This is a genomic window from Streptomyces sp. NPDC058001, assembly GCF_042886315.1.
Taxonomy (GTDB): Bacteria; Actinomycetota; Actinomycetes; order Streptomycetales; family Streptomycetaceae; genus Streptomyces.
Genome location: NZ_JBHVQT010000020.1, coordinates 102,956 through 122,363, shown reverse-complemented (window position 1 = coordinate 122,363; position 19,408 = coordinate 102,956). Strand labels below are relative to the sequence as shown.

The window sequence follows — 19,408 nt, the reverse complement described above, 5'->3', positions numbered from 1 at the left end:
CCGAAACCACGGCCTGCCCCTGCCCCGACACACGCCCCTGCCCGGCATCATGGCCCATTCAGCCACCCCACACCCCGACATTGGGGTCAAGAGTTACGCGGGGTCACCAGGCCGGACTCGTAGGCGAGGATGACGAGTTGGGCGCGGTCACGGGCGTGGAGCTTGGCCATGGCCCGGTTGACGTGGGTTTTCGCGGTGGTCGGGCTGATCACCATGCGGTCGGCGATCTGGTCGTTGGACAGGCCCCGCGCGACCAGGGCGACGGCCTCGCGTTCGCGGTTGGTCAGTTCCTCCAGCGCCGTGTCGGTACCGGTGTCGAGCGGTTGGGTGACATATCGGTTGATGAGCTTACGGGTGATCGACGGTGCGAGCAGGGCATCGCCCCGCGCGGCGACCCGTACGGCGTGCAGGAAGTCTTCCGGCACGATGTCCTTGACGAGGAATCCGGCGGCGCCGGCGCGCAGCGCGTGGAACACGTACGTGTCCAAGCCGTAGTTGGTCAGGATGACGACGTGCACCCCGGCCAGGGCCGGGTCCGCGGCGATGCGCCGGGTCGCCTCGATGCCGTCGACCACGGGCATCTGGATGTCGATGAGAGCGATGTCGGGAAGGTATTTCCTGGCCAAGGCCAGGCCCTCCTCCCCGTCGGCGGCCTCAGCCACCACCTCGATGTCGTCTTCGAGGTCGAGGAGCGCGCGGAATCCGCTGCGCAGGAGCGGTTGGTCGTCGACCAGCAGGACACGGATCATGACGTGCGGTCCACGGGGAGTTCGGCCTGGACGGTGAATCCGCCCTCGCCGCGCGGTTCGGCGCGCAGCCGACCGCCGAGGGCGGTGACGCGTTCACGCATGCCGAGCAGCCCGACGCCGGGCGCCGGGGCGGAGTCCGGGGTGGCCTTACCGTCGTCTTCGACGCGTATCGCGAGGACGTCGGGGCGGCATTCGATCCGGACCGACGCCGTGGCGGCGTCCGCGTGCCGGGCGATGTTCGTGAGCGCCTCCTGAACGATGCGATAGACGGTACGGTCCACCGCGGCCGGCACGTCGAACCGCCGTCCTTCGATCGTCAGCGTCGCGTCCAGGCCGATGCCACGGGCCCGTTCCACCAGTTCCGGGACGTGGTCGAGCCCACGCGGCGGCGTCGTGTCGTCGTCGCGCAACGCCCCCAGGGTCGCGCGCAGCTCGCGGGTCGCCTCACGGCCGGCCTCCTGGATCACCAGCAGGGCATCCGGCACCTGTTCGCCACGCTTGCGGGCCACGTGCACGGCGACTTCGGCCTGCACCTTGATGATCGAGATCTGGTGGGTGAGCGAATCGTGCAACTCCCGTGCGATGTGCAGGCGTTCCTCGTCGGCACGGTGCCGCGCGGTCTCCTCTCGGGTGCGTTCGGCCTCGTCCGCCCGCCGCTCGGCCTGCCGCAGCGCTTCCCCCGCGGCGCCGGCGGCGATCAGCCAGGCCAGTTCGAGTGCGCCCCGGGCCCGCGCGAACGCCTCGCCCGTATCGTGCAGGCCCGAGGCCAGGGCCGCGAGGGGGAGAGCCGCCAGCATGGTCACGCTCGCCGCAACGGTGACGGTGCGGTGTCCCGCTCGTACGGCCGCGTACACCGCGAACAGGTACGCGACAGCGGGCACATCGAAACCGGCCGCCTGATACCCCACCGCGCACAGCCCGGTGACGGCCAGGACGGCAACGGGCGCGCGGCGGCGCGCGGCCAGGGTCAGGCCGCCGATCGTCAGCAGTGCGTACCCGAGCAGGTCGAGGTTCGTGCCGGAGTGCTGCCCGGACAGCCCGGTGACTACCAGGATCGCCGCCACCCCGACGGCGATCGCACAGTCCGTGACACCGCTCCGTCCCCCGCTCATGCGCGCACCTTAGGCCAGATGTCCGCGCGGGCGAGTCCTGCGCGCGGACGATCGGCCGACTACCGCGCCTGCGGTACTTCCACGGCTCGTGCCGCGCCCACGGTAGCCGGATGCGGCAGCGGCGGCAGCACGGATTGCCTGCGCCCGCTGGACGACCGAGTGCGGGTCCGGCGGACATGCTCGGGCCAGGTCCAGTCGTGAACGTCCAGTCGTGGATGTCCAGTTGCAGGGGAAGAAGGAACACTCATGTCATTCGCATTCATGCTCACCGCACCGCTGGCCGCGCATGCCTCGCTCCAGCCGACCGCCGCCGATGCCTACGACATGAGCGCCGGGCGGCTCGGGGCGTTCGTGGCCGCGCTGGTGGCGCTGATCGGTGTGATCGTCGGCGGGCTGGCGCTGGCCCGCCCCGCCGGTCGCTTCGGCACGGGCTCCGGGCGCGGTGCGGCGATCGTGGCGGGGCTGATCGGCATGGCGATCGGTGGCGTGGTGGTGGCCACAGCCGACGGCGGCCTCGGCACCGGCAACGGTCTGGGCGGGGGCATCGTGGCGCTGGCCCTGGGCCTGACCGGCACTGCACTCGGCACCTTGGCCCTGAACCGCGCCCACCGCGGCGACCGGCTTCCGGGGTGAGGGAATGAGTTCGGCCACCAGCCGCCACGGCGATCTCCTCAACGGCCAACGGGCTACGGCCAATTGCCATCAGCGAGGCACAGCACAAGGGGTGGACATGCGTGTGCCCCGCGGACGGTCGGACCGCGGGGCACGAACAGCCTTCGAAGCTTCTCAGCCGCGGGCGCGTCGCTTACGCGTGGCCACCAGGATGCCGCCACCGGCCAGGACCACCGCGGCGGCGGCGCCGGCGATCACCGGGGTCGCGCTGGAGGAACCGGTCTCGGCGAGGTCACCCTGCGGAGAGGTGCTGGTCTCCGGGGCCGGGGCCGCGGAGCTGGGGGTGTCGGAACTGCTGGGAGTCTCCGAGGGCTTGGGAGTCTCCGAGGGGGTCTCCGAAGGCGTCGGTGTGTCCGACGGCTTGGGGGTCTCCGAGGGCGCGGGGCTCTCGGTCTCGCAGACGGGCGAGGTCTTCGTCTCGTCGGCCGAGAACCGGTCACCGTCACCGGCCTTGACGATCAGGCGGACCTGCGCCTCCTTGCTGTGCTCGGGGAGCTTCAGCTCCTCGTGGAACTCCTTGCCGAACTCCTTCGCCGGCAGAAGGTCCTTGCCGTCAACGGTGATGGTCACCGTGTTGGTGACCTTGTCGCTGTAGGCGGTCAGATCGACGGAGACGTCCGAGCACGTCACCGTCCAGTTGGGCGTGTGGGCGGACGCCGGAGTGGCGCACACGCCGATTCCGACGAACCCCACGGCCGCGCCCGCTATGAGAACGCCCGAGCGCTTCCACGCACGGGTGGATACCTTCATGAATCCTCCACACACAATCCGTACTTCGGGTCTGGTGCGAGCGCACAGTACTCCCCGGGCCACCATCCCCCGCACCCACCCCGCGCCTCTCGACGCACACTCGTTACCCGGGGGTTCACTGATGACTCATCAGGCGCCCACTCTCCCATGGCACTTGCACCCGAATGGACGGAACCCCGAGTTCCGGGTCCTCTTGACACCCGCGGCGGGGACGAGGAGCATCCTTGCTCGGTCATTGACAACGTTGTCCAGCATGCTGGGACGTAGTCGGACCCGGTCCGACAGCTCTCGTTCAAAAGCTCGGCAAAGACTCCTGCGATCCGGCGGCGCGGGCTTCCCGTCGCTCATGACACGAAGGGCAGGGAACGGTGTCAGACACCTTCACGCGTCGAGGACGCGCGAGACGTCGCACGTTCGGGGGCGTGGCGACGGCAGTTGTCGCGGTGCTCGGCCTCGGCCTGTCCGGCGCTCCCGCGTCGGCGGCGCCGGGCCCGGCCGCGGTCACGGATCCGGTGGCGTACGTCGATCCGCTGATCGGCACGTCGAACGCGGGCAACACCTATCCGGGAGCGGTCCGGCCGTTCGGCATGCTGGCCTGGAGTCCGCAGAACTCGCGGGGCCGGCAGATCTCGACTCCGGCGCCCGGCGGCTACCAGTACGACGCGACGCGGATCCGCGGTTTCAGCCTCACCCACCTGAACGGCGTGGGTTGTTCGGGGGCGAGCGGGGACATTCCGATCATGCCGTACGTCGGTGAGGTCGCGTCGTCCCCGTCGGCGGACGCCACCGACGCCACGTACGCGAGCGCCTTCTCGCACGCCGACGAGACCGCGCTGCCCGGCTACTACAAGGTCGGCCTGGCCAGTGGCGCCTCGGCGGAGCTGACGACGACGGAGCGCACGGGCACCGGCCGCTTCGGGTTCCCGGCGGACAAGCCGGCGAGCATGCTGCTGCGGACGTCCAACTCCGAGACGGGCAGCACCGATGCGACGGTCGAGGTCGACCCGGCGACCCGGACGGTGACGGGGTCGGTGAGCGCGGGCAACTTCTGCGGTCCGCAGAGCGCCAACAACCGGCACGACCTGTACACGCTGCACTTCACGGCCCATTTCGACCAACCCTTCCAGTCGGTGGGGACCTGGACGGACGGGACGCTTCAGCCGGGATCGACGCGGGCCAGCGGCGGTACGGGCTACGGCTCGTCCGGCAATCCGGTGGCGGGCAAGGGCTCCGGCGCGTATGTGACGTTCCCCGGCGGGACCGAGCGAGTTCAGGCCAAGGTGGCGATCTCGTATGTCACCGCGGCGAACGCTGAGGCCAATCTGCGGGCCGAGAATCCGCCACGGAAGACCTTCGATTCGGTCCGGTCGGACGCGGTGTCCGCGTGGCGCGACCAGTTGGGCAAGATCCGCGTCAGCGGTGGCTCCGACAACCGGCGCACGACGTTCTACACGGCGCTGTACCACTCGATGCTGGAGCCGACGCTCACCAGTGACGTCGACGGTCGCTATCTGGGCTCCGACCGCGAGCCGCACCGGCTGGCGCGTGGCCAGAAAGCGCAGTACGGGACGTTCTCCGGATGGGACCAGTACCGCGCGCAGGTGCAGTTGCTGGCGCTGCTGTCGCCGAGCGTTGGCAGTGACTATGCGCAGTCGCTGTTCAACTACGCCACACAGCGGGACGGCGAGTGGGACCGCTGGCTGCTCCAGAACGGCAAGACGAGTGTGATGTCCGGCGACCCGTCGGCTCCGACGGTGGCCGGTATGTACGCCTTCGGCGCCCGGGACTTCGATGTGAAGGGCGCGCTGCGGTCGCTGATCACGGCGGCGACGGTGCCGACGGCGAACGACTCGTCCAGCGCCGGATGCAATGTGGAGTGCGTGGGACAGCGCCCGGCGCTCGACCAGTATCTGGAGCTCGGTTACGTACCGGCTGACAACTGTCACTGCTGGGGCGGCGCGGCCGAGACACTGGAGGACGCGGCGGCCGATTTCGGTCTGTCGGAGCTGGCCCGGCTGACCGGTGACCGAGCCGACGCGAAGAAGTTCCTTGAGCGGTCCGGGGGTTGGACACATGTCTTCGATCCTGCGGCCACCGAGCAGGGCGGTTACATGCGGGACCGCAAGGCGGACGGCACCTGGGCGGGCTCGTTCACACCGTCCACCGGGAGCGGGTTCGTCGAGGGGAGCAGCGCCCAGTACTCGTGGATGGTGTATTCGGATGTCGCGGGCCTGGCGCGGGCGATGGGCGGGAACGAGACGGCCGTGAAGCGGCTGGATTCCTTCTTCCGTACACCGGACGGCACATTCAACTTCTCGGCGCGTGACGCCACGCGTTACGACCCGACGAACGAGCCCGACATCAACGCGCCGTACCTCTACAACTACCTGGGCGCGCCCTACAAGACACAGGAGACGGTCCGCGCCGAGTTGGACCAACTGTGGACTCACTCGCCCGGAGGGATTCCCGGGAACGACGACGCCGGGACGATGTCGTCCTGGTACGTCTTCTCGGCGCTCGGCCTGTATCCGCAGATCCCGAGCCGGGCCGAACTCGTCCTGTCGGCACCGCTGTTCCCGCGCGCGGTGATCCGTACCGGACACGGCCGGGACATCACGGTCAACGCTCCCACCGCGTCCACCGACCACCTCTACATCCAGACGCTGAAGGTCAACGGCAAGGCGTCGGACCGCCCTTGGGTGCCCGCGTCCCTCGTGTCGCGCGGCGGCACGCTCGACTACACATTGGGTACGTCGCCGAACACGTCCTGGGGCAGTGATCCGGCGGACGCCCCGCCGTCGTTCCGGGAGGGCGGGGTGCCGTTCTTCACGGGGACCACTCCGAGCGCGGTGAAGGCCGAGCCGGGCGGCGGTGCGGTGGAGTCGACGCTGAAGGTGCAGACGCTCGCGGACGAAGGGGCGACCGTGCGTTGGAGGGCCGAACCGCCGGCCGGTCTGACGGTGAGCCCGGCGGAGGGCGACCTGGCGGTGCCGGGCGCGGGCGCGGCGACCACCAAGCTCACCGTCAAAGCGAGTGAAGGGGTCGAACCCGGCTTCTACAAAGTCCCGTTGACCCTCACCACCTCGACGGGCACCGCCCTGCCGAAGACCTCGCTGGCGGTCACGGTCGCTGTCCGCGACACCGTGCTGTGGAACCTCAACAACAACGGTGTCTCCGCCGACGACACCGATCCGCAGGCCAACTTCGACGGCGGCGGCTGGAGTTACTCGGCGAAGGCCCTCGCCGACGCGGGCGCGAAACCCGGCGGCACGGTGTCATCCGGTGACTTCGCCTTCACCTGGCCCGACGTGAAGGCGGGCGACCCGGACAACATCGAGGTCGTCGGGGGCGGCCAGACCCTCGACATGACCGCGAGTTCCGAGAACGCGACCCGGCTGAGCCTGCTGGGCAGCGCGGCGAACGGCTCCACCACCGGCACGGTGACGCTGACGTACACCGACGGCACGACACGGCAGGCGACGGTCGGCTTCAGCGACTGGACGCTCGGCGGAGGCACCGAGCAGCCGTCGTTCGGGAACGTCGTCGCCGTGCACACCACATACCGGGATATCTCCGGGGGCGGTGTCGACGAGGTGGGCACGGATGTCTTCGCGACCGCGCCCATCGCCCTGGAGCCGGGCAAGCAGTTGGCGAGCGTGACACTTCCCGCGTCCACGAGCGGCGGCACGATGCATGTGTTCGCGGTGGACACCGCGTGATCCGGGGCGCCGGGGCCTGACACACGGCGGCGGTCCGCGCGTTCCCGGTCGGGACGTGCGGACCGCCGTCTTCTTCTCTGTCCGGTCGGATCACTCGGGTCAGAGCACTCCGGTGGTGAGCAGCCCGAGCAGGAGTACGCCGACGACGAGACGGTAGACGACGAAGGCGTTGAAGGAGTGCTTGGCCACGTACTTCAGCAGCCAGGCGATCGAGGCATACGCGACGCCGAAGGACACGATCGTGCCGACGACGAGGGGTGCGGCTCCGGCGCCGGAACCGAGCGCGTCCTTCAGTTCGTAGATGCCGGCGCCGGTGAGGGCCGGGATGCCGAGGAAGAAGGAGAGCCGGGTGGCGGCGACCCGGTCGAGGTCGAGCATCAGCGCGGTGGACATGGTGGCGCCGGAGCGCGAGAAGCCCGGGAAGAGCAGCGCGAGGATCTGCGAGGAGCCGACGAGCATGGCGTCCTTGAGCGAGGTGTCGTCCTCACCGCGCTTGTGCCGGCCCATCTGGTCGGCCGCCCACATGACACCGCTGCCGACGATCAGGGAACCGGCCACGACCCAGAGCGAGGCGAGCGGTCCCTGGATGAGGGGTTTGGCGGCGAGGCCGACGACGACGATCGGGATCGTCGCGTAGATCACCCACCAGGCGAACTTGTAGTCGTGGTGGTAGCGCTCGTCAGGGTCCTTGAGGCCGCGGCCCCAGGCGGTGAGGATGCGGACGATGTCCTTGAAGAAGTAGACGAGGACGGCGGCGATCGCGCCGACCTGGATGACGGCCGAGAATCCGACGACCGAGTGGTCATCGACGGGGATCCCCATCAGACCCTCCGTGATCTTCAGATGGCCGGTCGACGAGATGGGGAGAAATTCGGTCACTCCCTCGACGGCGCCGAGGATGACGGCCTGGCCGATACTGATCGCGCTCATGGCATCCAGTTCTGCTGGGTCAGTTCTGCCCGCCACAGGCCACCGATCTGCCCGGCACGGACCGCCGACTACAGGCTTGTAGACGGCGTACGTCACTGTAGACGACTCCACCGACCCTCGGGTTCCACCCGGCGCGCGCCGGGACGACCGCCACCCCCGGACAGGTCAGACCGGTACGCCGCCCACGCCCGAGCGACCGGCGGGGACCGCTTCGAGCAGCACGGTGACGCGCTCACGGACCGGCTCACCGAAGACGTCCGCGACGGCGTCGGTGATGGCGGCGATGAGACGGGCGGGCGCGTTCGGCACGTCCGGATGCGCGAAGGCGCCCTCGCGCATACCGAGGATGACGACCGGCGCGTTCTCGTCGCTGGGAACACCCCCGCTCCCCCAGCGGCCTCGCGGTACGCCGACGAGGGTGACGACCGCGACGGATCGCGCCCACTCGCCGAACACACCGGCGACGGCTTCGGTCAGGCCCGCGATGAGCTGCGGTTCGACCTTCCCGTCGAACTCCTCCTCGCGGATCTGCACGGTGAAATGCGGCATGACGGAGCCCCTTTACGATGGTGGACACGTTTACTTTGCGGGCCAAGCATCTTTGACATCAAAGCTAAATTGGGGGGTGTGGCATGTCAACCGAGGGCGACCCCCGTGCGGGCGCGGAGCCGGACGTGGACGACGACGTGGACGACGCGATCCGGGCGTTGCTGTTGCTGATGCCCCGCATGGTCGGCCGCGCCAAACGCATGCCGGTACCGGAGGAACTCCAGTCCCTGGCGCTGGCGCCCCGGCATCTGTCGCTGCTGTCGTATCTGCTGTTCGACGGGCCGATGACCGTGAACGACCTGGCGACCCGGCTGGAGGTCGCGCCGACGACGGTGAGTCTGATGGTCGGTGAGCTGAGCCGTAAGGGCGTGCTGGAGCGGCGCGAGGACGAGTCGGACCGGCGGCGTCGCATCGTCAGCATCACCGACGGGGTGCGTCCGTCGATCTCGGCATGGCTGTCACGGGGCGCCACCGCGTGGCGCCAGGCCCTCGCCCCCCTCACACCGGCCGAACGCCGCATGGTGGTGGACACGTTGCGTGCCTACGAGGAGGGCGCGGCGGAGGACGAGGGTGCCTAGAGGGGGCGCGTAACTCGTGCTCCCCCGGCACCAAGTGGCGGTGGTGACGGGGGTGGCGACCGGGTCAGGCGTCGGCGGCGGGGCGGTACGCGGCGGTCGGTGGGCCCGGGACGTCGACGTGTGCCGTGAACACCGCGCCGTCATAGGGGCCCGGGTCGGTCAGACCCACCGTCGCCGTGGTGATGTGGAGCGTGTTGCCGTGCAGGCAGACGCCGGCGGGCTGGCGTGCCGGGAGGGTCAGGACGCGGTCGCGGGTGCCGTCCGGGTGGTAGCGGTGGACGGTGCCGGTGCCCCAGACGGCCACCCACAGCGCGCCTTCGGCATCCACGGTCATACCGTCCGGGCTGCCTTCGGCGAAGGTGGCGAAGATGTCCGGTGTGCCGAGGGCGCCGGTCGCCGGGTCCACGGGGTGGCGCCGGACGATTCCCCGCGCGCTGTCGGCGAGGTACATCAGGGAGCCGTCCGCACTGAACGCCGGGCCGTTGGGCACCGTCAGCCCGGTCAGCGCCGTGCTCACCGTGCCGTCCGGATCGACCCGGTACAGCGAACCCGCCCCGGCCACGGCGTCGTACGCCATGCTGCCCGCCCAGAACCGGCCGTGCGGGTCGGCTGTGGCGTCGTTCATGCGCATACGGGCGGGCGCGTTGTCCTCGGGTCGGGCCAGCCAGGTGAGGCGGCCGTCGCGCGCCGTGCCGAGCAGGCAGATCCCGGTGCCCGCCGCCGCGATCCAGCCGCCGGGCCGTCCGGCGACCGGCGCCACCGCGCCGAGCGGGACGTCCAACTGGAGCAGTGGCCGCAGAGGTGCGGCCGGATCCGCCGGGGCGTCGAGCAGGCGTCCGGCGAGGATGTCGACGAGCACCACCCGACCGTCGACCGAGCGGATGCCTTCGCCGAGTTCGAGCCGGTCGGGCCGGAGCGCGGTGGGCGTGCCGATGGGTGCGCCGTTCGGTGTGCCGGTGGGCGTGCCGTTCGGTGTACCGGTGGGTGTGCCGTTCGGTGTACCGGTGGGTGTGCCGTTCATCGGGGGGCCTCCTCGGTCCGGCGTGCGCAGGCGCAGTGTTCCGTCACGGTGAGCCGCCATCGCACCTCGCCCGACGGCGGCACGACGGCGGCGTCCCCTGGCCCCGCGTCCGCGAGGTCGAAGACCCGGCCGAGCATCGGCTCCACACCCGTACTGCGGTACGGGCCACCCACGGGAAACCCGCCGAGATTCCGCCAGAGGGCCACCGACACCGGCTGCCCCTCGGCTTCGAGTGAGAACCGGAGCGTGCCGGTGCCGTCGTGCACACAGACCGCGCCGCCCGCCACGACGGCCCCCACTGCGGTGCTGTCGTCCGGTCCCGTGCGGTGCAGCGGGATGCCGTACGGGGTCGGCCAGGGGCCCTCGATCCAGGGCGCCCCGAACGGCCAGCGCTCGCCGACCAGTTCGGCGACCAGTCCGGCGGCCTCCGGGAAGAGCCGGGTCCGTGCTCCCTCAGCCATCCGGATCGTGGCGCCCGTCGACAGGTCGAGCAGGGCGTGCGCCGCCCAGAGGAAGCGGTAGCCGGGGTCTGCCGTGAGCCGGTACGTGACACTCGCCGCCCCGGAACCGATGGGCTCACCCGAGTCGCCCGAGGTGACGACGCGGGTGAGCCGGAAGTCAGGGCAGTCCACAGTGTCCGTGCCCCCGTCGCGTGTCCAGGCTCGTGCCCAGGCGTCCCCGTGATCCGGTGTGCCCCGCACGGTCGGGACGCACTCCTCGACCCCGCCCGCGTCGGCGAACGGATCGCCGGGTCGCACACCCGGGCGGCGCGGTTCGTCGCGCCCCCACAGCCATTCGCGGCCCGACGCCCGCAGGGACGTCCAACGCCCGCCGTGCGCCGGGTCGGTGACGATCCGTACCCCGGACTCGGTGGGTCGGCTCACCATTCCGCGAACGATCCGTCGGGATGGCGCCACACCGGGTTCCGCCACCGGTGCCCGTCCCGGTCGGCGGCCCTTACCGCCGCCTCGTCCAGCGTGACACCGAGTCCGGGCAGGTTCCCCCGCAGGGCGTGCCCGGCGACGAAGCGGAACGGCTCGGTGTCCATCAGATACGACAGCAGGTCGGCCTCCTTGTTGTAGTGGATGCCGAGGCTCTGTTCCTGGATGAGGAAGTTGGGGGTGGCGAAGGCGACTTGGAGGCTGGCAGCGAGGGCGATCGGGCCGAGCGGGCAGTGCGGGGCGAGTTCGGCGCCGTACGTCTCGGCGAGGGACGCGATGCGGTGGACCTCCGAAATGCCGCCGGCGTGCGAGAGGTCCGGCTGCGCCACGGCGATACCGGCGGTGAGGGCGGGCAGGAACTCGGCCCGCCCGTAAAGGCGTTCACCGGTGGCGATCGGCACCGGGCTCGCGGCGACCAGCTGGGGTAGCAGATGTCCCTGGTCCGGCAGGAGCGGTTCCTCCACGAACAACGGGTGCACCGGGGCGAGTTCGGCGAGGACGCGGCGGGCGGTGGCGGCGGTGAAGCGGCCGTGGAAGTCGACGGCGACATCGCGGTGCGGGCCGAGGACGTCACGCGCTGCGGCGACCCGGGCGACGACGGCGGCGGTCTCGGCGGGGGTGGTGATCCGTGAGGTGGCTCCGGCGGCGTTCATCTTGACCGCCGTGAACCCGGCCTCGACCTGCTCGGTGACCTGCTCCGTCAGCTCGGCCGGTTCGTCACCGCCGACCCAGGCGTAGACGCGCACCCGGTCACGTACCGGACCGCCGAGCAGCGCGTGCACCGGCGCGCCGTACGTCTTCCCCGCGATGTCCCACAGCGCCTGATCGAGGCCCGCGACGGCGCTGGAGAGAACGGGTCCGCCCCGGTAGAAGCCGCCCTTGGTGAGGATCTGCCAGTGGTCCTGGATGCGCAGGGGGTCCTGGCCGACGAGGTATTCGGCGAGGACGTCGACGGCGGCGCGCACGATCTCCGCGCGGCCCTCCACGACGGGCTCGCCCCAGCCGACGACACCGTCGTCGGTCTCGACGCGGCAGAACAACCAGCGCGGCGGGACGAGGAAGGTCTCGATGCGGGTGATCTTCACGAGGCGTCCGTGCCCTTCGTACGGTCGGCCGCGGCGTCGTCGCCCGACGGGTCCCCGTCCGACGGGTCGCCGCCGGCCGTCGGCTCGACCCGGTCCAGGTCCCGTACGGCCTGGTCGAGCAGGGCCCGCATGGCGGTCTCGGCGGCGTCGGGGTCCTGGGCGCGGACGGCGTTCAGGACGGACCGGTGGCTGGGTACGGGATCGTCGCTGTGGGGTGAGCTGTGGACGATGCGGTCGCGGTGGGCGAGGCCCGACTCGATGACCATCTCCATGCGTTCGAGAAGTTCGTTGTGGGTGGCGGCGAGCAGCGCGCGGTGGAAGGCGAGGTCGGCCTCGACGGCGTGCGCGGTGTCGTCGCCGCCCGCGCCCATCGCGTCGATCGCCGCCTCCAGGGCGTCGAGGTCGCTGTCGGTGCGGCGCTGCGCGGCGAGCCGTACGGCGGCGGGTTCGATGATCGAGCGGACCTCACCGAGGTTACGGAGCAGCGCGCGGTCGGCGTCGGCGGTGCTGCCGCCCTCGAACTGCCAGCGCAGGACGTCCGCGTCGAGGAGGTTCCAGTCGGCGCGGGCCCGTACGAAGGTGCCGCGTTTCTGGCGGGCGTCGACCATGCCCTTGGCGGCGAGGACCTTCAGGGACTCGCGCAGCGCCGTCAGGCTGACATCCAGTTCGCTCTGGAGTGCCACCAGGTCGAGGGTCGAGCCCTCGGGGAGCCGGCCGCTCAGTACCCGGCGGGCGAGTGCTTCCACGGTCTGGCCGTGCACACCGCGGCGGGCGTAGCGCGTCATGTCCATCTGCCTTTCGTTCTTCGGGGCCCGGAGGTCCGGTCGGTGGACCGGTCCGGGCGGGCGCTTCGGCGGCACGAGGTGGGGGTCGCCTCGGCGCGTGGGTGAGGCGGGTGGTCGGGCGGCTGATCAGGCGGGTGATCGGTGGACGGTCGTAGGAGGTCGGTGGCGGTCGGTGAGCGGTCGACGGATGGTCGGGGGTCAGGCGGAGGAGGTGACGACGCTCCAGCCGCCGTCGACGAGAAGACTCGTACCGGTGATGAAGGACGCCTCGTCGGCGGCGAGGAAGGCGATGGCCGCCGCGACCTCGTCGGGCGTGCCGAAGCGCCCGGCCGCGGTCTGGGCGACGCTGCGCTCCCGGTCGTCGTCGGCCACCCGGTCCCAGGCGGCGGTGAGCACGGGTCCGGGCAGTACGGCGTTGACGCGGACCTCGGGCCCGTACTCGACGGCGAGTTGTCCGCACAGCGAGAGCAGCGCTCCCTTGGACGCGGCGTAGGCGGGGTGTCCGGGGATGCCCCGGTGGGCGTGGACCGACGAGGTGAGGACGACGGCGCCCCGGTGTGCGCGCAGGTCGGGCAGCGCGGCGCGGAAGCCGAGGAAGCCGCCGGTGAGGTTGACCGCGAGTTGCCGCTGCCAGGACTCCAGGGTCATCTCGTGCGCGGGGGCGACGTCGACGGTGTAGGCGTTGCTGACCAGGACCCCGATCGCGCCGAAGGTGTGCGCGGCGTCGACCACGCGGGTCCAGTCCGCGTCGGCGGAGACGTCGGCGGACATGAAGAGGGCCCGGCCGCCGTCCTCGCCGATCCGTCGCGCGGTCTCCTTGCCGCGTGCCTCGTCGATGTCGGCGAGGACGACGGCGGCGCCTTCCGCGGCGAGGCGTACGGCGGTGGCGGCTCCGATGCCGGAGGCCGCACCGGTGACCACGGCGACGCGGTCGGTGAAGCGTGCGCCTGGCCGTCCTGCGGGGTGGTTCATGGTCGGGTCGACTCCTCGGGGTCCGTGGTGGCACGGCCGCGGTGCGGGCGGGGTGCCGGGGTCAATTCTGCGGGGCGTGCGGGGCTTTCGCTCGGCCGGCCGCGGGGCCGGTGCTCGGCTGATGCCGCGTCAGGCCCCTGTGCGGCACCGGCTGTCGGCGGCCGGTCGCTACTGCCGCATGAGCACCACCAGCTCCGCGTCGTGGTCGGCGGTCCAGGCGAACGGCAGCCCGGCGTACAGCAGATGGGCCCCGCTGTAGGTGACTGAGGTGGCCTGATCGATGTAGCGGGCCTCGGGCGGCAGGCCGCGCAGCCGGAGCCGGGCGGGGCGCCCCGGGACGAGGGGCGCGCCGTCCAGCCGGCCGGTACCGAGCGCGGTGACGACGACCCGGGCGCCGTCCCCGGACACGTACTGGACGCCGAAAGACGGGTCGTCGGGGGTGCCCAGGAGATGGGCCTCACCCCGGTGGATCACATCGCGGACATCCTTGTACAGGGCGATCCACCCGGTGGCCTCGGCCCGCTGCTCGGGTGTCCAGTGCCGCAGGTCGGCGCCGACGCCGAGGACGCCGGACATGGCGTTGACGAAGCGGAAGGCGAGGGAACGGGGCCTGGGGTCGAAGAGGCCGGGCGCGTCGGTGACCCAGGAACTCATCAGGTGCGGCGCGTGGGCGTGCAGGAAACCGTACTGGGTGCTGAGACGGTCCAGGGGCGCGGTGTTGTCGCTGGGCCAGACCACGTCGGTACGGGCGATCGTGGCGTGCTCGATCCGGGCGCCGCCGCCCGCGCAGCCCTCCACGGTGACCTCGGGGTGCGCGGTGCGGAGGTGGTCGAGGACGCGCAGATACCCGGCGACGTGCTCGGCGTCGAGGTCGACGCGTTCGGCGGGTCCCGCGCCGGGCCGGCCGCGCTCGGTGGGCGGCCGGTTCATGTCCCACTTGAGGTAGGTGACGGCGTGCTCGGTGAGGAGCCGGTTCAGGGTGGCGATGACGAAGTCCTGGACGTCCTCGCGGCCGAGGTCGAGGAGGAGTTGGTTGCGGACGAGCCGGGTGGGCCTGCCCTCGACGCGGTAGACCCAGTCGGGGTGCTCGCGGTGCAGTCGGCTGCCGGGGCTCACCGCCTCGGGTTCCACCCAGAGGCCGAAGTCCAGGCCGAGGGAGCATACTTCGTCGATGAAGTGGTCGAATCCCTGCGGGAAGGCCGCCGGTTCGGGGTACCAGTCGCCGAGGCCGCCGGTGTCGTCGTGGCGCCCGGTGAACCAGCCGTCGTCCACGACGAACAGTTCCGCGCCGATCTCCGCGGCGATCTTGGCGAGGTCGAGCTGTCCCGCCGCGGCGACGTCGAATCCGGTCGCCTCCCAGGAGTTGTAGAGGACCTTGCGGGTGCGCTCCAGCCGGGCTCCGGCGATGCGGCGGTCGTAGCGGTGCCAGACCCGGGCCAGTCCGTCGAGCCCTTCGGCGCTGTAGGCGCAGGCCAGGCGAGGGGTGGTGAGGGTGGCGCCGGGGGCGAGGAGGACGGCGCCCTCGTGCGGGACGCGTCCGGCGCGGACCCGGACCGTGCCGCCGGGTTCCGCGTCGGCGGTGATGTGCCAGTTGCCCGACCACTCCAGGGCGATGCCGTACGTCGGGACAGGGCCGGGACCGGTGTCCGCGCCGGTGTCGGCGGCGTCCTGCACGGCGAGCCAGGGCACGTAGGCGTGGCCCGGCGCTCCCTGGGTGCTGCCCATAGTGAAGCCGCCCCGGACCAGGTCGAGCCGGGTGAGCTGGAACTCCTGCGACCACTGTCCGGTGAGGTAGGTGAGCCGGGCGCCGCCCGTGACGGGGACGGTGACGGCGGCCGAGTCGAGGTGTTCCAGGCGCAGTTCGGTCGTGCCGGTGCAGGTCAGCTCGGTCCAGCGCAGGACGACGTCGGTGTCCGGGACGGTCTCGTAGCAGAGGGTGACGCGCAGCCCGATGACGTCGTCGTCGAAGACGAGCCGCAGGGTGCCGTCGCCCTCGACGGCCTCCGTGAACGTCCACCACACGCCGGCTTCCGTGCCGGGCCGCCGGGCGGTCAGCTCCGCGCCGTTGAACGGCCGCAGCCCTCGCGGCAGATACTCGGCCGGGGCGAGGTCGGCGGGGACGATGTAGTGGGTGCGGCGGGACCAGTCGAGCGGGGACGGGCCGGTCTCGACGCCGTGCGGTCCCCAGGAGTGCAGTTCGGCCCAGGGACCGTCGTCGGCGAGGCGGACGGTGTAGCTCGTGTGCTCCGTCCGCAGGGTCCAGAGGCGGTGCGCGGTCACTTGACTGCTCCCAGGTTGAGGCCGGCCACGAAGTGGCGCTGGAACCGGAGGAAGACGGCCACCGTCGGGGCCGCCGCGATGACGGAACCCGCCGCGATCACGTTCCACATGGACACGTACTGGCCCTGAAGTCCGATGAGGGCGGCGGTGATCGGCATCTTCTCGTCGCTGCGCAGGACGGTGATGGCCCACAGCAAATCGTTGAAGATCCAGGTGAAGGAGAGCGCGCTGAGCGCGGCGAGCGCGGGCCGGGTCAGCGGCAGGATGATCCGCCAGAAGATCTGCCAGGGGCTCGCGCCGTCGATGACGGCGGCCTGCTGGATCTCGTCGGGGATGGACCGCATGAAGCCGTGCAGCACGAACACGTAGAACCCGACGCCGAAGCCGATCTGTACGCCGATCAGCGCGGGCAATGTGTCGTGGATGCCCATGAGTTCGCTGAGCTTGGACACCGGGATGAGCAGGATCTGCGGGGGCAGCAGATTGCCGCCGAGCATCAGCAGGAGCAGCGCCCGGCGCAGCGGGAGGGCGTAGCGGCTCAGGGCGAACGCGGCCATCGCGGCGAGCGCGAGGGTGGCGATCACGCAGGGCACCGTCACGATCAGGCTGTTGATCAGGGCGCGCTGCTGGCCGCCGTCGACCCATGCCTGCCGGAAGTTGTCCAGCGTGAAGGAGTGCGGCAGGCTGCCGAGGCCGTGCGCGGCGATGTCGTCGAAGGACCGCAGGCTGGTGACGAGGACCAGGGCGATCGGCAGCAGCCACAGCACGGCGAGGGTGCCCGCGCCCAGATGGAAGCCGGCGGTGGCCGCGCGGCGTCTGCGCAGCGCGGTGGCGTTGGCCTTCGCGGTGGCCGTCGAGCGGGCGCTCGCGGTCGGGGTGTCGGCGGTGGACTGGGTGGCGCTCATCGGTCGGCCTCCCGGAAGGCGCGGACGAGATAGGAGGCGATGACGCCGAAGGCCAGCACGAAGATGACGACGGCCAGGGCCGATCCGTAGCCGAGGCGCAGGGACTGGAAGGCCGTCGAGTACATATAGGTGCTGAGCAGTTCGGAGGAGTGGTAGGGGCCGCCGCGGGTCAGCGACCACACCACGTCGAAGGAGCGCAGTGAGTCGATCACGATGACGGACAGGACGACCGCGTTGACGCTGCTCAGCTGGGGCAGCGTGACATGCCGGAACTGCTGCCAGCGAGTTGCGCCGTCGACCTTGGCCGCCTCGTACAGCATCGGGTCGATGCCCTTGAGTCCGGCGACGTAGAGGACCATCACATAGCCGATCTGGCGCCAGAGGGCGGGCACGATCACGGCGTACAGGGCGGTGTCCTGGTCGGCGAGCCAGGCGTGGCGGAGGCTGTCGAGGCCGACGGAGCCGAGCAGTTGGTTGAGGACACCGTCGGGCTGGTAGATCGCCTGCCAGACCAGGGCGGTGGCGACGAGCGAGAAGACGACAGGCAGGAACAGGGCGGCGCGGTAGAAGCCGACGCCCCGCCGCTCCTGTTGCAGGAGCAGGGCGGCGCCGAGGCCGAGGACGGCGGAAAGACCGCCGAACAGGACCAGCCACAGGACGGTGTTGACGAGGGACGTCCCGAAGACGCTGTCGCCCGCCATCTCGCGGTAGTTGTCGAGACCGACGAAGGTCGGCGGTGACACCCCGTCCCACCGGGTGAGCGAGAGGTAGAAGCCCTGGAGCGCGGGCCAGAACACCCAGACCGCCTCGAACAGCACCGGGATCAGGACGAACGCCAGGACGACGGGCGGTACCCGGCTCGCGCTCCCCCGGCGCCGCCGCGGCGGGCGCGGCGGCGCGGGCGCCGCACGTTCGGGGGCGGTCAGCACGGCCACCTCACGACCCCCAGATCTTCTCGGCGTCCCGCTGCCAGTCACGGAGGATCGAGTCGACGGAGGACGGCTTGGCGAAGAACTGGATGAGGGCGTTGTCCGCGGTGGGCTGGAGCGCGTCGCTGGAATCGCGGTTGAAGAACTGGGTGATCTCGGCGGCCTCGGCGACATGCGCCCGGCCCTTCTTGACCAGGTCGGTACCGCTGTCCTTGGCGTCGGGGTGACACGGGATGGCGGTGCCCGAGGACCCCTTGACGTAGATCTCCTGTGCCTCGGCGGTCGCCAGATAGCGGAGGAAGTCCTTGACGCCGTCGGTGCGTCCGGTGCGGGCGCTCGCGAAGTAGCCGTCCGTGGGCGCCTCTTCGGCGAGCGGGACCTTGGCGTCGATCACCGGGAAGCGGAAGAAGTCGATGTCGTCGAGGGCGTTCTTGGGCGCGGAGTCGGCGAAGAAGGTGCCGATCAGCATCATGCCGGTGCGGCCCTGGAGCAGTGAGGTCGTCGCGTCCTGGAAGGGGATCGCGGTGCCGTTCGGGTCGAAGTACGGCAGGACCTCCTTCCAGCGGTCGAAGACCTTGCGGACCTCCGGGTCGTCGAAGCGGTGCTTGCCGGCGAGCAGATCGCGGTGGTAGGCGGCGCCGTTGACGCGTATGTCGAGGTAGTCGAACCAGGCGGACGCGACCCAGGCGGTGTTGCCTCCGGCGCCGAGCCCGATCGGCGCGACTCCCTTGCTCTTGAGCTTGTCGCACAGGTCGAGGAACTCGTCCCAGGTCTTGGGCGCCTTGACGCCCCACTTCGCGAAGTGGGACTTCCGGTAGAACATGCCCCACCAGTAGTAGGTGGTGGGCACGAAGACCTTCTTGCCGGAACCCGCCGTGCACAGGGAGTTCAGTGCCTTCGAGTACTTCTTCAGATCGGGCGACTGCCATACGTCGTCGAGCGTGAGGAGCAGGTCCTTCTTGGCGTACGAGTCGGCGACCGAGCCGGGGTACCAGGTGTACACGTCCGGCGGGTTGGCCGAGGTGAGATACGTCGGCAGCTGGGTGCGGAAGGTCTCCGACGCCACGGTGTTGAGCGTGGCCGTGCCCTCGCCGCGCTTGCCGTAGGCGGCGACCAGGTCCCGCATCGCGTTCTTCGCCTGGGGCGACGAGAGGTTGGACTGGAGGGTCACCGCTCCCTTGGACGACGTCTTGCCGCCGGAGGTGGAGGTGACGCAGCCGCTCATCAGTGCCGCCGTCCCCACGGCGCCGAATCCGGTGAGCACACGTCGGCGGCTGAGGTGATTGCTGTTCATGGAGGACTCCCTGTGGGTCCGCGCGGCGGGGGCCCGGCCCCCTGGCTGGCCGGGCCCTTGTCGCGGCGGATCAAGACTCGCGTGGCCCATCAGCCACGTCAAGGTTAATTACTAATTTATCTTTACGAGGTGTACGG

General features: G+C 70.9%; 17 protein-coding genes. 3 read left to right on the top strand and 14 right to left on the bottom strand.

Features of this window, described 5'->3' with window-relative positions:
• Positions 1-86: 86 nt before the first annotated feature.
• Positions 87-749 (bottom strand): response regulator, encoded by a 663-nt coding sequence (locus ACFVT5_RS38930; RefSeq protein ID WP_389898299.1) that lies wholly within the window; start codon positions 747-749, stop codon positions 87-89.
• Positions 746-1,861 (bottom strand): sensor histidine kinase, encoded by a 1,116-nt coding sequence (locus tag ACFVT5_RS38925; protein ID WP_389898297.1) that lies wholly within the window; start codon positions 1,859-1,861, stop codon positions 746-748. The genes ACFVT5_RS38930 and ACFVT5_RS38925 overlap by 4 nt, the downstream gene beginning before the upstream one ends.
• 246 nt (positions 1,862-2,107) lie before the next feature.
• On the opposite strand from ACFVT5_RS38925, the gene ACFVT5_RS38920 reads away from it, so the two are divergent.
• The gene (locus ACFVT5_RS38920; RefSeq protein WP_389898295.1) at positions 2,108-2,494 is read left to right on the top strand and encodes a DUF6223 family protein; all 387 of its coding nucleotides are present in this window, start codon (positions 2,108-2,110) and stop codon (positions 2,492-2,494) included.
• 153 nt (positions 2,495-2,647) lie between these two features.
• On the opposite strand, the gene ACFVT5_RS38915 is transcribed toward ACFVT5_RS38920, so the two are convergent.
• On the bottom strand, positions 2,648-3,283 hold the full coding sequence (locus ACFVT5_RS38915; protein ID WP_389898292.1) for an LAETG motif-containing sortase-dependent surface protein: 636 nt from the start codon (positions 3,281-3,283) through the stop codon (positions 2,648-2,650).
• A 422-nt stretch (positions 3,284-3,705) separates the two neighbouring features.
• Here ACFVT5_RS38915 and ACFVT5_RS38910 point away from each other — a divergent pair, with 422 nt between their 5' ends.
• Entirely contained in the window at positions 3,706-7,002 is a 3,297-nt protein-coding gene (locus tag ACFVT5_RS38910; protein WP_389898289.1) for a GH92 family glycosyl hydrolase, read from the top strand.
• Between the two features lie 99 nt (positions 7,003-7,101).
• Here the strand turns inward: ACFVT5_RS38910 and ACFVT5_RS38905 are convergent, their stop codons facing one another.
• Positions 7,102-7,932 carry an undecaprenyl-diphosphate phosphatase gene (locus ACFVT5_RS38905; RefSeq protein WP_389898286.1) on the bottom strand — a complete coding sequence of 277 codons (831 nt, stop codon included), beginning with the start codon at positions 7,930-7,932 and terminating at the stop codon, positions 7,102-7,104.
• 165 nt (positions 7,933-8,097) lie between these two features.
• Complete coding sequence (locus ACFVT5_RS38900) at positions 8,098-8,481, bottom strand: 4-oxalocrotonate tautomerase family protein (RefSeq protein WP_389898284.1); 384 nt, start codon at positions 8,479-8,481, stop codon at positions 8,098-8,100.
• An 83-nt stretch (positions 8,482-8,564) separates the two neighbouring features.
• Here ACFVT5_RS38900 and ACFVT5_RS38895 point away from each other — a divergent pair, with 83 nt between their 5' ends.
• Positions 8,565-9,059 carry a MarR family transcriptional regulator gene (locus ACFVT5_RS38895; protein WP_389898281.1) on the top strand — a complete coding sequence of 165 codons (495 nt, stop codon included), beginning with the start codon at positions 8,565-8,567 and terminating at the stop codon, positions 9,057-9,059.
• A gap of 64 nt (positions 9,060-9,123) precedes the next feature.
• Here the strand turns inward: ACFVT5_RS38895 and ACFVT5_RS38890 are convergent, their stop codons facing one another.
• The 9 genes from ACFVT5_RS38890 to ACFVT5_RS38850 all read right to left on the bottom strand — a co-directional run bounded on the left by ACFVT5_RS38890 (position 9,124) and on the right by ACFVT5_RS38850 (position 19,271).
• Positions 9,124-10,080: an SMP-30/gluconolactonase/LRE family protein gene (locus tag ACFVT5_RS38890; protein WP_389898279.1), complete on the bottom strand. Its 957-nt coding sequence runs from the start codon at positions 10,078-10,080 to the stop codon at positions 9,124-9,126.
• Positions 10,077-10,967 carry a hypothetical protein gene (locus tag ACFVT5_RS38885; RefSeq protein WP_389898276.1) on the bottom strand — a complete coding sequence of 297 codons (891 nt, stop codon included), beginning with the start codon at positions 10,965-10,967 and terminating at the stop codon, positions 10,077-10,079. Before ACFVT5_RS38885 ends, ACFVT5_RS38890 begins: the two co-directional genes overlap by 4 nt.
• Positions 10,961-12,106 carry a galactonate dehydratase gene (gene dgoD / locus ACFVT5_RS38880; protein WP_389898273.1) on the bottom strand — a complete coding sequence of 382 codons (1,146 nt, stop codon included), beginning with the start codon at positions 12,104-12,106 and terminating at the stop codon, positions 10,961-10,963. The genes ACFVT5_RS38885 and dgoD overlap by 7 nt, the downstream gene beginning before the upstream one ends.
• Positions 12,103-12,891: a FadR/GntR family transcriptional regulator gene (locus ACFVT5_RS38875; RefSeq protein WP_389898270.1), complete on the bottom strand. Its 789-nt coding sequence runs from the start codon at positions 12,889-12,891 to the stop codon at positions 12,103-12,105. Before ACFVT5_RS38875 ends, dgoD begins: the two co-directional genes overlap by 4 nt.
• Before the next feature lie 198 nt (positions 12,892-13,089).
• Positions 13,090-13,863, bottom strand: coding sequence for an SDR family NAD(P)-dependent oxidoreductase (locus ACFVT5_RS38870; RefSeq protein ID WP_389898268.1), 774 nt, complete (start codon positions 13,861-13,863; stop codon positions 13,090-13,092).
• A gap of 168 nt (positions 13,864-14,031) precedes the next feature.
• Positions 14,032-16,143, bottom strand: a complete 2,112-nt coding sequence (locus ACFVT5_RS38865) for an alpha-galactosidase (RefSeq protein WP_389898266.1) — start codon at positions 16,141-16,143, stop codon at positions 14,032-14,034.
• Entirely contained in the window at positions 16,140-17,048 is a 909-nt protein-coding gene (locus tag ACFVT5_RS38860) for a carbohydrate ABC transporter permease (protein ID WP_389898264.1), read from the bottom strand. The genes ACFVT5_RS38865 and ACFVT5_RS38860 overlap by 4 nt, the downstream gene beginning before the upstream one ends.
• The gene (locus tag ACFVT5_RS38855; RefSeq protein ID WP_389898261.1) at positions 17,045-17,983 is read right to left on the bottom strand and encodes a carbohydrate ABC transporter permease; all 939 of its coding nucleotides are present in this window, start codon (positions 17,981-17,983) and stop codon (positions 17,045-17,047) included. Before ACFVT5_RS38855 ends, ACFVT5_RS38860 begins: the two co-directional genes overlap by 4 nt.
• 1 nt (position 17,984) lies before the next feature.
• A complete protein-coding gene (locus ACFVT5_RS38850) occupies positions 17,985-19,271 on the bottom strand; it encodes an ABC transporter substrate-binding protein (protein ID WP_389898259.1) in 1,287 nt (428 codons plus the stop codon).
• Between the last annotated feature and the right edge of the window lie 137 nt (positions 19,272-19,408).